14 protein-coding genes are annotated in these 13,604 nt (G+C 73.3%); 9 read left to right on the forward strand and 5 right to left on the reverse strand.

Translation table 11 applies throughout. The annotated features are described in order from the left end of the window. Positions 1-45 precede the first annotated feature (45 nt). Together AB0B63_RS25250 and thpR are read left to right on the forward strand one after the other, a co-directional pair. Positions 46-561, forward strand: coding sequence for a hypothetical protein (locus AB0B63_RS25250; protein ID WP_208565624.1), 516 nt, complete (start codon positions 46-48; stop codon positions 559-561). Beyond that, a complete protein-coding gene (gene thpR, locus AB0B63_RS25255; RefSeq protein ID WP_357022909.1) occupies positions 558-1,145 on the forward strand; it encodes an RNA 2',3'-cyclic phosphodiesterase in 588 nt (195 codons plus the stop codon). The genes AB0B63_RS25250 and thpR overlap by 4 nt, the downstream gene beginning before the upstream one ends. A 120-nt stretch (positions 1,146-1,265) precedes the next feature. Here thpR and AB0B63_RS25260 read toward each other — a convergent pair whose 3' ends face one another. The 4 genes from AB0B63_RS25260 to AB0B63_RS25275 form a co-directional block, all read right to left on the reverse strand. Continuing rightward, entirely contained in the window at positions 1,266-2,252 is a 987-nt protein-coding gene (locus tag AB0B63_RS25260) for an aldo/keto reductase (protein ID WP_357022912.1), read from the reverse strand. Positions 2,253-2,313: 61 nt separating this feature from the next. Next, the gene (gene sepH, locus AB0B63_RS25265) at positions 2,314-3,399 is read right to left on the reverse strand and encodes a septation protein SepH (RefSeq protein ID WP_208565627.1); all 1,086 of its coding nucleotides are present in this window, start codon (positions 3,397-3,399) and stop codon (positions 2,314-2,316) included. A 189-nt stretch (positions 3,400-3,588) separates the two neighbouring features. Further along, positions 3,589-4,716, reverse strand: coding sequence for a phosphoserine transaminase (gene serC / locus AB0B63_RS25270; RefSeq protein ID WP_208565628.1), 1,128 nt, complete (start codon positions 4,714-4,716; stop codon positions 3,589-3,591). Between the two features lie 381 nt (positions 4,717-5,097). After that, entirely contained in the window at positions 5,098-6,204 is a 1,107-nt protein-coding gene (locus AB0B63_RS25275) for a citrate synthase 2 (RefSeq protein ID WP_088643529.1), read from the reverse strand. Positions 6,205-6,421: 217 nt separating this feature from the next. Between AB0B63_RS25275 and pdxH the strand changes: the two genes are divergently transcribed. From pdxH to AB0B63_RS25310, 7 genes are all read left to right on the forward strand, one after another. Next, entirely contained in the window at positions 6,422-7,105 is a 684-nt protein-coding gene (pdxH, locus tag AB0B63_RS25280) for a pyridoxamine 5'-phosphate oxidase (protein WP_244251788.1), read from the forward strand. Then, on the forward strand, positions 7,102-8,394 hold the full coding sequence (locus tag AB0B63_RS25285) for an MFS transporter (protein ID WP_208565629.1): 1,293 nt from the start codon (positions 7,102-7,104) through the stop codon (positions 8,392-8,394). The genes pdxH and AB0B63_RS25285 overlap by 4 nt, the downstream gene beginning before the upstream one ends. Positions 8,395-8,462: 68 nt before the next feature. Next, entirely contained in the window at positions 8,463-9,392 is a 930-nt protein-coding gene (locus tag AB0B63_RS25290) for an aldose 1-epimerase family protein (protein WP_208565630.1), read from the forward strand. 2 nt (positions 9,393-9,394) lie between these two features. Then, positions 9,395-9,997 (forward strand): nitroreductase family protein, encoded by a 603-nt coding sequence (locus tag AB0B63_RS25295; RefSeq protein WP_208565631.1) that lies wholly within the window; start codon positions 9,395-9,397, stop codon positions 9,995-9,997. A gap of 179 nt (positions 9,998-10,176) precedes the next feature. Further along, positions 10,177-10,482, forward strand: a complete 306-nt coding sequence (locus tag AB0B63_RS25300) for a type II toxin-antitoxin system VapB family antitoxin (protein WP_208565632.1) — start codon at positions 10,177-10,179, stop codon at positions 10,480-10,482. A 32-nt stretch (positions 10,483-10,514) separates the two neighbouring features. After that, positions 10,515-11,678 carry an acyl-CoA dehydrogenase family protein gene (locus AB0B63_RS25305; RefSeq protein ID WP_357022920.1) on the forward strand — a complete coding sequence of 388 codons (1,164 nt, stop codon included), beginning with the start codon at positions 10,515-10,517 and terminating at the stop codon, positions 11,676-11,678. A 101-nt stretch (positions 11,679-11,779) separates the two neighbouring features. Then, positions 11,780-12,547, forward strand: coding sequence for a DUF4230 domain-containing protein (locus AB0B63_RS25310; RefSeq protein ID WP_357022923.1), 768 nt, complete (start codon positions 11,780-11,782; stop codon positions 12,545-12,547). Between the two features lie 434 nt (positions 12,548-12,981). On the opposite strand, the gene AB0B63_RS25315 is transcribed toward AB0B63_RS25310, so the two are convergent. Beyond that, positions 12,982-13,188, reverse strand: a complete 207-nt coding sequence (locus tag AB0B63_RS25315) for a PspC domain-containing protein (protein ID WP_208565635.1) — start codon at positions 13,186-13,188, stop codon at positions 12,982-12,984. Positions 13,189-13,604 lie beyond the last annotated feature (416 nt).

Here is a 13,604-nt window from a genome sequence, read left to right on the forward strand (position 1 = left end):
AACAAAGCGGTGGCGCGCGGCCCCGCCGGGCCCTAGCGTCGAGGTGTGGCAGGCGGGAGCGCGCTGACGCTGATACTGGCTATCCTCGCCGTGGCCTGCCTGCCGGTGGCCTTCGCCCTGCTCTTCTGCCTCGACGAGATCGCCGACCGGGTGGCCTGCGGCTGGGCCGAGTGGCGGGAACGCCGCCGGGAACGCCGCACCATCGCCCGCCTCGACCGGGCCCTCGCCGCCGACCCGGCCACCCGCGACATCGACCTGACCGAGCTGGACCGGGCCGACCGCCGCCCCCTCGAACTCCTCGCCGCCGACCTGCGCCGCCTGGGCCGGCACCGGCTCGCCGCCGGCGGTCGCTCGGTGGTCTGGCACAGCTCGGTCATCGAGGCGTACGACGACCGGCTCCGCGCCGCCTGCCGGGCGTTGGAGATCCCCGAGCACCTGGCCGAGCTGACCGGGGTCGACCGGGAGATCGAACGGGTCCGGGTCGAGGGCGTGCTGGCCGCGGCGGGGCTCACGCTGCCGACCACCCCCGCCGACCGCCGCCCCCGTGACCGGCGGGCGTGAGACTCTTCGTCGCGGTCCACCCGCCACCGTCCGCCGTCGCCGACCTCACCGCCCGGGTGTCCCGGCTGCGGGTCGGCACAGCCGGTGCCGCCGGCCTCGACGTACGCCTGGCGCAGCCGGCACACCTGCACGTCACGCTGGCCTTCCTCGGTGAGGTCGAGCCCGGCCGGCTGCCCGAGGTGGCAGGTGCCCTCGGCGCGGCCGCCGAAGCCGCCCGCGCCGGCTGGACGCACCCACCCCGGTTACGGCTGGGCGGCGGGGGCCTGTTCGGGCAGGGCCGGACCACCGTGCTGTGGGTGGACGTGCGGGGCGAGGTGACCGCGCTGCGGACGCTGGCCGGGCTGATCCGGGCCGAGCTGGACCGGGCCGGCCTGCCGTACGACGGGAAGCCGTTCCGTCCACACCTGACGGTGGCGCGGCCCGGTGACCGGCTCGACCCGTCCGAGGTGGATGCCGACCGGCTCGCCCTCGACGCCCACCTCGGTCCGTGGTGGCCGGCCGATGAGCTGGTGCTGGTGCACAGCCGCCCCGGCCCCCACCACACCCCCCTCGCCACCTGGCCGCTCCGCCCCGCACCCTGCTGATCATGACGATCGGGGCCGGGCCCGGCGGGCGACGGTTCCGTGACGGCGGCGCGAAGGGGGGTGCAGTGGCGGTGTCCGAGGCGCTCGGGTGCCGCTACTCGGCCCCCGTCGGGGGACCGGTCACCAGGCCCAGGCCTCCGGGCCGGGGCCGCCGTTGCCGACCGGCGGGAACAACTCGTCGAGCCGCTGTTCCGTCGCCTCGTCGATCTCCACCGTCAGCGCGCCCAGGGTGTTGTCGAGCTGGGCGACGGTGCGCGGGCCGATGATCGGGGCGGTCACCCCGGGCCGGGAAAGCAACCAGGCCAACGCCACGTCGGCCGGGTCGTCACCCCGTTCGGCGCAGAACTTCTCGTACGCCTCGATGGCCGGCCGGTGCGCGGCGAGCCCGTCGGCGGCCCGGCCGGCGGTGCCCCGCGCGGCCCCGCCCTCGGCCATCTTGCGCAGCACCCCGGAGAGCAGCCCCCCGTGCAGCGGTGACCACGGGATGACCCCCAGCCCGTAGTGCTGCGCGGCCGGGATCACTTCCAGCTCGACGTGCCGGGTGAGCAGGTTGTAGATGGACTGCTCGGCGACCAGGCCGAGGAAGTTGCGCTTCCCGGCGGCGGCCTGCGCCTGGGCGATGTGCCAACCGGCGAAGTTGGACGACCCGACGTAGATCACCTTGCCCTGGGCGATCAGGGTCTCCATCGCCTGCCAGATCTCCTCCCACGGGGTGCTCCGCGAGACGTGGTGCATCTGGTAGAGGTCGATCACGTCGGTCTGGAGCCGGCGCAGCGAGTCCTCACAGGCCCGGACGATGTGCCGGGCGCTCAGGCCCTGGTCGTTGGGCCATTCGCCCATCTTGCCGAAGACCTTGGTGGCCAGGACGACCTTGTCCCGCCGGCCCCCGCCCTGGGCGAACCAACGACCGATGATCTGCTCGGTGATCCCCTCACCGGTCTGCCAGCCGTAGACGTTGGCGGTGTCGAAGAAGTTGATGCCGTGTTCGAGCGCCCGGTCCATGATGGCGAAGCTGTCCGGCTCGGAGGTCTGCGGCCCGAAGTTCATCGTGCCGAGGCAGAGCCGGCTCACCGACAGACCGGTACGTCCCAGATTCGTGTACTCCATGGGACCACCCTGACACGCGCGGACCTCGAGTGCCTCACGATGCCAGAGTGGCCCACTGCGATCAGGAGGACTCGCGGGCCGCCGGGCCGGTGCCGAACAGGACGTCGTCCCAGCTGGGCAGGCGCTTACGCGGCTTGCCCGAGGCGTCCGTCGACTCGCCGCCCGCAGCGGCTGCCGCAGCCGTGCCCGTGCGGCGCGGCCGGAGCACGGCAAGCGACGGCACGGCCGGGACCTCCTTGGGCGCGTCCGAGTCGTCGTCGAAGGCGGAACCCTGCCCACCGCCGAGCAGTGCGGCGGCACCACCGCCGACGGCCCGCTGACGGGGCGCGTCGGAACCGGCCAGCGCGGCCGGGGAACGCGGGTCGAGACCCCGCCCCGAGGTGCCACCGAGCGGACGGTCCAGCGACGCGAGCAGGGCGTCCCGCCCGGCCCGGATCGGGTCCCGGCCCGGACGGGCCTGCTCGCTGGCGGCCGGCAGGCCGTGTCCGCCCCGACTCGGCTCGCCCCGCGACGGGCCGGGCAGCGCGTGGCCGCCCCGTTCCGGTGCCGGCTCCTGGCCGAGGATCGGCGTGGGACGCTCGGCGCACAGGTACTGCGCCATGTCGTCGTGCGGGGTGACGTTCTGCCGGAGCTTGTCGAGATCCCAGACGGCCTGCGCGGTGGCCTTGCCGGACGGCCAGGTGGCGATGATCCGCCAGGTGCCGTCGTCCCGCCGGAACGCGTCCCAGGAGATCTTCTCGGTGTCGATGCCGTGCTGGGCCAGCCGACCGTTGACCACCTCGGCCAGCGGGGTCGCCTTCTCGGCACCCTTGAGCCGGGTACGCCGGGCGTGCTGGGCGAGCATGGCCCGCTCCTGGAGCACCGGGCCGGCGTAGCGCAGCACCCGGTCGACGGGCACACCGGCGATCCGGGCGACGTCCTCAGCGGACTCGCCCGAACGGATGCGGGCCTGGATGTCCCGGGGGGACAGTGACGGGGTCGGGTCGACCCCGGTGGGGACCACGGTGAGCGGCGGCGCACCGGGCTCGGCGTGCAGCACGGTCGCGATGCGTTCGTCGATGGGGAGGGCGAGCAGACGCCCGACCTCGTCGGCGAGCACCAGCGCCTGGCCGTCCTCGGAGAGGGCGACGAAGCGTACTGGGCGCATGGCGTAGCCTCCGTCCCGCTTCGCTGGCCGTCACGCCACGAGCCGGCCACCCGGGCGTCCTCGCACCACCGTACGCTCATCTGCCCACAGGTGGGGGATGCGACTTGCGCATGTCGCGACTGAGCTGCGGCAATGATCACCGTGGGTGGCCGCAGCAGCCGCTGCGACCACCCACCGTGACGGGTGTGACTAGAGCCGCTCGACCACGTAGTCGATGGCGGCGGTGAGCGCCTCCACGTCGGCCGGCTCCACCGCCGGGAACAGCGCGACCCGCAGCTGGTTGCGACCGAGCTTGCGGTACGGCTCGGTGTCGACGATCCCGTTGGCCCGCAGCACCTTCGCGATCGCGGCGGCGTCCACCCCGTCGGCGAAGTCGATGGTGGCGACCACGTTGGAGCGCAGCGCCGGGTCGGTGACGAACGGGGTGGCGAACGCGGCCCGCTCGGCCCAGCCGTAGACGATCCCGGCGCTCTCGGCGGTGCGCTTGGCCGCCCAGCTCAGGCCGCCCTGCGAGTTCATCCAGTCGGTCTGCTCGGCGGCCAGGAAGACGGTCGCCAACGCCGGGGTGTTGTAGGTCTGCTCCAGCCGCGAGTTGTCGATCGCGGTGACCAGGTCGAGGAAGGCCGGGATGTAACGGCCGGAGCCCTTGATCTCGGTGGCCCGCTCCAACGCGGCCGGCGACATCAGGGCCAACCAGAGGCCGCCGTCGGAGCCGAAGCACTTCTGCGGGGCGAAGTAGTAGACGTCGGTCTCGCCGACGTTGACGTCCAGGCCGCCCGCGCCGGAGGTGGCGTCGACCAGCAGCAGCGAGCCCGGGTCGGCGTCGGCGACCCGGTTGATCGGCACCGCGACCCCGGTGGAGGTCTCGTTGTGCGGGGTGGCGTAGACGTCCACCCCGGCCTCGGCCAGCAGGCCCGGGGCGCTGCCCGGCTCGGCCTTGCGGACCGTCGGCTCACCGAGGAACGGCGCGTCCTTGACCGACTTGGCGAACTTCGCACCGAACTCGCCGAAGCTGGCGAACTGGGCCCGGTCGCGGACCAGACCGAAGGTGGCGACCTCCCAGAAGGCGGTGGCGCCACCGTTGCCGATGATCACCTCGTAACCCTCGGGCAGGGAGAAGAACTCGGCGATGCCCTTGCGCAACCGGGCGACCTCGGCGCGGACGGTCTGCTGCCGGTGCGAGGTGCCCAGGTAGCTGGTCGCCACGTCGGCGAGTGCGGACACCGCCTCCGGACGGACCTTGGACGGCCCGCAGCCGAACCGCCCGTCGGCGGGCTTGATGTCGTCGGGAATCCGGATGGTCGGTGCGTCAGCCACGGTTTTCTCGATCCTTCCGCATGGGGCTAGGGCGGGCCCTTCACCAGGCGCGGGACTGCCGGCGGACGGGTGCGCGGGGCGCACCACGTGGCCGGGTCCGTGCCCGGTCCGGCGACACTGCCGGCCTTCATCCTCGCACCCGCGGTGGCCCGGATGCCGGCTGGTCCCAGGCCCGGACCTGAGGCGTCGGCCACACCGCTGCGTGATCAACGGCCGGTCGCCGGCCGGGCCGCTCCTGATCGTCCACCCGTCGCCGGGCGGCCGGCCGGTGGTCGCGGCCGGCCGGGTCGCGCGTCGCCGGATCGTCCGTCGGGCCGGACCCGGGTGACACGCGCGAGGGGCGTCGACCGGTCGGTCGACGCCCCTCGGTGCGGAACGGGATCAGACGCCGTGCGGGATGGCGTCCCAGCCCTCGACCTGCTGCGGCTTGCGGGTGCCCGGGCCGACGTACCGGGCCGACGGGCGGACCAGCCGCTGGAGCTTCTTCTGCTCCAGGATGTGCGCCGACCAGCCGCCCATCCGGGCGCAGGTGAACATCGAGGTGAACATGTGCGCCGGCACCTCGGCGAAGTCGAGCACCACGGCCGACCAGAACTCGACGTTGGTGGCGAGGACGCGGTCCGGGCGGCGGGCCTGGAGCTCGGCCAGGGCGGCCTTCTCCAGCGCCTCGGCCACCTCGAAACGCGGTGCGCCCAGCTCCCGGGCGGTGCGCCGGAGCACCCGGGCGCGCGGGTCCTCGGCCCGGTAGACGCGGTGGCCGAAGCCCATCAGCCGCTCGCCCCGGTCGAGGACGCCCTTGACGTACCCCTCGGCGTCACCGCTGCGCTCGACGGCCTCCAGCATGGTGAGCACCCGCGACGGGGCGCCACCGTGCAACGGGCCGGAGAGCGCGCCGATGCCCGACGAGATGCAGGCCGCCGCGTCGGCCCCGGTGGAGGCGACGATCCGGGCGGTGAAGGTCGAGGCGTTCAGGCCGTGCTCGGCGGCCGAGATGAAGTACGCGTCGACGGCCTTGACGTGCCGGGGATCCGGCTCGCCGCGCCAGCGCTTCATGAACCGCTCGACGATCGTCTCCGCCTTGTCGATCTCCTTCTGCGGCACCGCCGGCAGGCCCAGGCCACGCGCGGACTGGGCGACGAAGGAGAGCGCGGTGACCGAGACCCGGGCCAGGTCGGCGCGGGCCTGCGAGTCGGAGATGTCGAGCAGCTGACTGAGCCCCCAGTACGGGGCGAGCATCGCGACCGCGGACTGCACGTCGACGCGGATGTCACCGGAGTGCACCGGCACCGGGAACGGCTCGGCGGGCGGCAGGCCGGGGCCGAAACGCCCGTCGACCAGCAGGGCCCAGACGTTGCCGAAGGAGACCTGGCCGATCAGATCCTCGATGTCCACGCCCCGGTAGCGCAGCGCGCCGCCCTCGCGGTCCGGCTCGGCGATCTCTGTCTCGAAGGCCACGACGCCTTCGAGGCCCGGTTTGAAGTCGGCCATGTCGTCTCCTGGCTTCTGGCTCGGTGCGCCCGCCACGGGCTCGGTCCGGCCCGGTACCTAAGGCGACCCTCAGTGATGTGTTCTCGCCATCTTGCCTGGTGAGTAACCAAGCGCGCGACCCGCTGCGACTGTGCTGCACGCGACATCCCCGCCGCTGGACGCCGGGGCGCTCTCCGTGAGACTGATCAGTGGGCTGGCCAGCGTCTCCAGACGCCGGATGCCCGGCGAGAGGGAGAACGACGTGACGGGCGACACACCCGCCCTGGCGGCGATGCGCAACGAGTACGCCGCCGACCGGGGCCTTTCCGAGCCGGACCTGGCCGCCGACTGGCCCACCCAGTTCGGCCGCTGGCTCGCCGACGCGGTCGCGGCCGGGCTGCCCGAGCCCAACGCGATGGTCCTCGGCACCGCCGACGCCACCGGCCGGCCCAGCGGCCGGACCGTGCTGCTCAAGGAGTACGACCCGCAGGGGTTCGTCTTCTTCACCAACCACTCCTCGCGCAAGGGCGTCGAGTTGGCCGCCAACCCGTGGGCCAGCCTGGTCTTCCCCTGGTTCGCGATGCAGCGGCAGGTGGTGGTGACCGGTCGGGTGGAGCACGTCGACCGGGCCGGAACCGAGGCGTACTTCGCCACCCGGCCGCGCGGCTCCCAGCTCGGGGCCTGGGCCAGCACCCAGTCCGAGGTGGTGCCGGACCGGGCCGCGCTGGAGGAGGCGTACCGGGCGGCGGAGCAGCGTTTCCCGGCCGGCACGCCGGTCCCGGCGCCCCCGCACTGGGGTGGGTTCCTGGTCCGGCCGCAGACGGTGGAGTTCTGGCAGGGCCGGGCCGGTCGGCTGCACGACCGGCTGCGGTTCCGTGGGGTCGAGGGGGGCGGCTGGGCCGTCGAGCGGCTGGCCCCGTGACCGCCGTCAAACCGGCCCGGACGGGTCGGGCCCGGCGGCTGGCCATCGACCTGCGACCGCTGCGGGTCCCCGCGTACCGCCGGATGTGGCTCGGCAACACGGTGGCGATGTTCGGGTTTCAATTCACCGCGGTCGCCGTTCCGGTGGAGATGTACGCGCTGACCCGGGACTCGTTCTGGGTCGGGCTGCTCGGGGTGGCCGGGTTCCTGCCGCTGCTGGTCTTCGGCCTCTGGGGCGGGGCGGTGGCCGACGCCCGGGACCGGCGGCGGGTGCTGCTGGTCGGCTCGGCGCTGCTCTGGGTGTCGATGCTCGGCCTGCTCGGGCACGCGCTGTCCGGCCTCGGCAGCCCGGTGCTGCTGCTGGCGTTGGTGACCGTGCACTCGGTCGCGTTCGCGATCAGCTCGCCGGCCCGTTCGGCGATCCTGCCCCGGCTGCTCCCGCCCGAGCTGGTCCCGGCGGGCACCACCCTGAACTACACCACCTTCACCGCCGCGTCGGTGGCCGGCCCGCTCGCCGCCGGCCTGGTCTTCGCCACCTTCGGCACCGACACCGGGCTGCCCGTCGCCTACGCGGCCGACGCGCTGCTGTTCACCGCGCTGGTGGTGGCGACGGTCCGGCTGCCCGCGATGCCCCCGGCCCCACCGGCCGAGGGGGAGGCGCGTCGGGGTGGCCTGGCCGGCATCCTCGACGGGTTCCGCTACCTGGCGACCACACCGGTGCTGCTCTCCTCGTTCGCCATCGACCTGATCGCGATGATCCTGGCCATGCCCCGGGCGCTCTTCCCCGAGGTGGCGCAGGAACGGTTCGGCGGCGGGGCGGCGGTGGGGTGGCTCTACAGCGCCATCGCGATCGGCGCGATGCTGGGCGGCCTGACCTCCGGTTGGATCGGCCGGCTGCGGCGGCAGGGGCTCGCCCTGGTGGTGGCGGTGGTCGGCTGGGGGCTGGCCATCGCGGCGGCCGGGCTGGCCCGCCAGCTCTGGCTGGTGGTGCTGCTGCTCGCGGTGGCCGGGGCGGCGGACCTGGTCAGCGCGGTGCTGCGGCAGTCGATGCTGCTGGTCTACGCGCCGGACCGGATGCGGGGCCGGCTTCAGGGGGTGAACACGGTGGTGGTGGCCGGCGGGCCACGGCTGGGCGACCTGCGGGCCGGGGCGATGGCCGCCGGGTTCGGTGGTGGCGTCGCCTGGGTGGCCGGCGGGCTGTTCTCGGCCGGGCTGGCGGTGCTGCTGGTGGCGTGCTTCCCGGCCCTGCTGCGCTACCGGGCCGGCTCGGTGACCGAGGACCGCCGCTGACCGCGCGCCAGGTGGGACGGGCCAGCCGGGTCCGGCGGGCGGGCCAGGGCACCGACTAGGGTCACGACATGGACAACGCCATGCACCGGCCGCCCTCGGGGACACAGTGGACCATCGCCGCCGACGGCCACGAGGCCGTCATCGTCGAGGTCGGCGGTGGGGTTAGGACGTACCGGCGCGACGGGGTGGACTACCTCGACGGGTACGCCGAGGACGAGATCAGCCCCGGCAGCGCCGGACACGTGCTGGCCCCCTGGCCGAACCGGATCAGGGACGGGAAGTACACCTTCGGGGACCGGTCGTTGCAGCTCGACCTGACCGAGCCGACCCGGGGGGTCGCCCTGCACGGCCTGGTCAACTGGGTGCGCTGGCAGCTGATCGAGGAGTCCGCCGACACGGTCACCCTCGGTTACGACCTGCCGCCGACCCCGGGTTACCCGTGGTCGTTGCGGCTGCGTACCCGGTGGAGTGTCGGGGCGGACGGGTTGCGCGGCGAGCACGAGGTGACCAATACCGGGGGCGAGGCCGCGCCGTTCGGCTTCTCCGTGCACCCCTACCTGCGGCTGGCCGGGGTCGCGGTGGACGACCTCACGATGCGGTTGCCGGCCCGCAGCCGGTTGCAGGTCGACGCCCGGCTGCTGCCGATCGGGGCGACCCCGGTGGCCGGCACCGAGTACGACTGGACCAGCCCCCGCCCGATCGGTGCCGCGCAGCTCGACCTCTGCTTCGGTGACGTGATCCGGGACTCCGACGGCGGCTCGTCGGTGACCCTGACCGCCCCCGACGACGCGGACGGGGTGCACCTCTGGGCGGACCGCGAGTTCGGCTGGTGGCAGGTCTTCACCGGTGACGCGCTCACCGGTGAGCGGCACCGCCGGTCGGTGGCGGTGGAGCCGATGACCTGCCCGCCCGACGCGTTCCGGTCCGGCCGGGACGTGATCGCGCTGGCCCCGGGGGAGACCTGGCGGGGCAACTGGGGCATCCGGCCCGGGGTCTGAGCATGGAGTTCGGCGAGGTGGTCCGGCGTCGCCGGATGGTACGCAACTACGACCCGGACCGGCCGGTCCCGCCGGAGGTGGTGGACCGGCTGCTCGACCACGCGGTCCGGGCGCCGTCGGCGGGCTTCGCCCAGGGCTGGGGTTTCCTGGTGCTGGAGGAGCCGGCGGACCGGGAGCGGTTCTGGGCGGCGGCCACTCCCTCGGGCGGTGGCCGCGACCGGTGGCTGGCGGGGATGCGCCGCGCCCCGCTGATCGTGGTGCCGCACGCCAACCGGTCGGTCTACCTGGAGCGGTACGCGGAGCCGGACAAAGGGTGGGCGGACCGTTCGGAGGACCGCTGGCCGGTGCCCTACTGGTACGTCGACACCGGCTTCGCCGCGCTGCTGATGCTGCTCACCGCCGTGGACGAGGGGTTGGGGGCGTGTTTCTTCGGCATTCCGCCCGACCGGTCGGCGGCGTACCGGGAGGCGTTCGGGGTGCCGCCGGATTACCATCCGATCGGCGCGGTAACGGTGGGTTACCGAGCGACTGACCATCGGTCACCGTCGCTGCGGCGGGGGCGTCGGCCGGTGGACGAGGTGGTCCGGCGCGGTCGGTGGAGTTGATGCCGGTTCGTACCCTGTGCAGTGGGTGACGGAGCGAGAGAAACCGACAACGGGGAGCAAAACGCGGTGTGGCAGGGGCGGATAGGCTGGCACCGTCATCGGTGCCGCACGGCGCGGCACCTCGGCGTGACCCGGCACCACGCCGAGGGTCGGCCTGACCACGGGGAGGGGAGCGTGCCGTGATTTTCCGAGCGGTCCGGGACGGGCGTCCCTACCCGGAACACAACCTGACTCTCAAACAGTGGGCGGAGATCCCACCGCGCCCGCTGCGGCTCGACCAGCTCATCACCACCAAGCGTGAGCTGGCACTCGACAAGCTCCTCGCCGAGGACTCCACCTTCTATGGCGACCTGTTCCCGCACGTGGTCGAGTGGGGCGGCGGCCTCTACCTGGAAGACGGCCTGCACCGGGCGCTGCGGGCGGCGTTGCAGCAACGCAACCAGATCCACGCCCGGGTGCTGGTCTACACCGGCCAGCCCGAGTGACGCCCGCCTGAGCACTCGTTAAGGTGGCGGCCATGGGCACCGTACTGGACCTGCTGGACGTCGACGCCTCGCTGAGCGAGGAGGAACGGCAGATCCGGGCCGTCGTCCGCCGGCTCGTCGACGACCGGGTCCGCCCGCACGTCGCCGGCTGGTACGAGGACGGCCGCGTCCCGGCGCGCGAGCTGGCCCGGGAATTCGGCCGGCTCGGCCTGCTCGGCATGCACCTGACCGGGTACGGCTGCGCCGGCGCCCCGGCCGTCGCGTACGGGCTGGCCTGCCTGGAGCTGGAGGCCGGCGACTCCGGCGTCCGCTCCCTGGTGTCGGTGCAGGGTTCGCTGGCCATGTACGCCATCTGGCGCTTCGGCAGCGAGGACCACAAGCAACGCTGGCTGCCCGCGATGGCCACCGGTGAGGCGATCGGCTGCTTCGGCCTGACCGAGCCCGACCACGGCTCCGATCCGGCCTCGATGACCACCCGGGCCCGCCGCGACGGCGACGACTGGATCCTCGACGGCGCGAAAATGTGGATCACCAATGCGCCGATCGCCGACGTCGGGGTGATCTGGGCCCGCACCGACGAGGGGGTGCGGGGTTTCCTCGTACCAATGGACAGCCCCGGGGTGACGGCGCGGGAGATCCGCCGCAAGATGTCGCTGCGCGCCTCGGTGACCGGCGAGATCGCCCTCGACGGGGTCCGGCTGCCGGCGGACGCCCTGCTGCCGGCGGCGGTCGGGCTGCGGGCACCGCTGAGCTGCCTGACCGAGGCCCGGCAGGGCATCGTCTGGGGCGCGCTCGGCGCGGCCCGCGACTGCCTGGAAACCACCCTGGCGTACGCCGCCACCCGCACCCAGTTCGGCCGGCCGCTCGCCGGGTTCCAACTCACCCAGGCCAAACTCGCCGACATGGCCGTGGAGTGGAACAAAGGGCTGCTGCTCGCCCTGCACCTGGGCCGGCTCGCCGACGCGGGAACACTGCGACCCGACCAGGTCAGCGTGGGCAAGCTGAACAACGTGCGGGAGGCGCTGACGATCGCCCGGCAGTGCCGGACGATCCTCGGCGCGAACGGGGTGTCCGGCGAGTACCCGGTGATGCGGCACGCCAACAACCTGGAGAGCGTGCTCACCTACGAGGGCACCTCCGAGATCCACCAGCTGGTCATCGGGCAGCGGCTCACCGGGCTGTCCGCCTTCGGCTGACGACCGCCCGTCACCCGTTCGGGGCGCTCGCCGCGCGCGCGTCGCACGGTGGCCGTACCGTCATCGACAGAGGCACGTGTCTGACGAGGACGGTGAGGGCGATGGCCCGCGACGGTGAGACCCCCCAGAGTGAGTTCCCCGGCTACCCGACCGCCGACACACTGCGCACCCGGTCGGGCGACCCAGTCGACCCCGACACCCCACCGGCCGACCCGCCCCGCACCGGTGGCGGCCCGGCCCGGGGGCTGCTCTGGGTGCTCGGCGCGGCGGCGCTGGTCGTGGTGGTGCTGCTCGGTACGCAGGTGACCGGGCTCTTCCCGGACTTCCGCAACCCGTTCGCCAAGGAACAGACCGACCGCAGCCAGCCGCCGCTGCTCAAGTCGATCCAGGACCTCAGCCGCTACGTCGCGGCCGAGGGCAACTTCCAGGTCGTGGTCGACCTCCAGAACGACCGCAAGAACGTGCCGGACTTCCTGCTCAACCAGCGGACGCTGTTCGTCGGGGCGGGCAGCGTCGAGGCGTACGTGGACTTCGGCAAGATCGGCGAGGGGGCGGTGGTGCCGTCCGCCGACGGCAAGTCCGTCGAGATCAAGCTGCCCGCGCCGCAGCTCGGCGAGACCAACCTCGACATGGACAAGAGCTACGTCTTCGCCGAGGAACGCGGCCTGTTCAACCGGATCGGTGACCTGGTCCAGGGCGACCCCAACCGGCAGCAGCAGGTCTACCGGATGGCCGAGGAGCGGATCACCACGGCGGCCCGGGACAGCGGGCTGGCCAAGCGCGCCGAGGAGAACACCCGCAAGATGCTGGAGGGCCTGCTCCGCTCGCTCGGCTACGAAAAGATCACCATCACCTACACGGCCCCCTGACCCGCAGCGCCCCACCGTCCGCGCCCCGGCCAACCCCGCAGCCCCTCACCGCGAACACCAGCGCACAGCACCACGCCCAACGGCGCCCCGGGTGCCCCCGGGTGCCCCCGGTGGTCCCGGTGCCTCCGGTGATCAAGAGGTTTACGTCATTCTTGATCTTCAATTTGACGTAAACCTCTTGATCACCGCGTGTAACTCCACCTGCACGCTGTCGACGGGTGATTGATCGGGTGGGGGCTTGTGGATGTCGATGGGGTTGGTGTCAGGGGGTGGGAACGCCAGGATGCCGCCACCCTGGGACGGGAGGCGGCATCCACGGTGACCGGGACGCCCGGCGCGGCGGCAGCGATGCGATCTTCGTCGGGCGGCGCGGCGGCAGCGATGCGCCTCGTCGGGCGGCGGCGCTGCGGTCTTCGTCGGGCGGCCCGGCGCGGTCAGTAGGTGGTGGTGGCGTAGCGGTCCTCGTTGGGCATCAGGATCCACAGCACCAGGTAGACGATCACCTGCGTGCCGGGCAGCAGCAGGGACAGCAGGAACAGCAGCCGGACCAGGGTGGCCGAGGTGTTGAACCGGCGGGCCAGGCCGGCACAGACACCGGCGAGCATGCGCCCCTCGCGGGGTCGGACCAGTTTGCGACTCATCGTCTAACTCCACTCTGCGGCGATCCGCCGCGCTGCATTCCACGGTAGGAAGGGGTGGCCACCTTGCCCTCCGTCCCGAGAGTGATCCGGTGACCCCGTACCCGTAGGTGGTTACCCGAGTCGGCCCCGGCTGATGCCCCGGGCGCCGCCCGCGCTGCCTGGCCGTTGCCCGCGTTGCCCGCTGCCCGCCGCTACCCGTGCTGCCTGCCACAGCCCGCGCCGCTTACCCCGGTGGTTCAGGCACCAAGATCACGCTCGATCCTGGTTGTAGTGGCCTCGCCGCGCAGGGATGCCACTACAACCAGGATCGAGCACGATCTTGGTGCGGGGTGCGGGGTGCGGGGTGCGGGGTGCGGGGTGCGGGGTGCGGGGTGCGGGGTGCGGGGTGCGGGGTGCGGGGTGCGGGGTGCGGGGTG

Source organism: Micromonospora sp. NPDC049081 (assembly GCF_040648835.1).
Lineage (GTDB): Bacteria > Actinomycetota > Actinomycetes > Mycobacteriales > Micromonosporaceae > Micromonospora > Micromonospora antibiotica.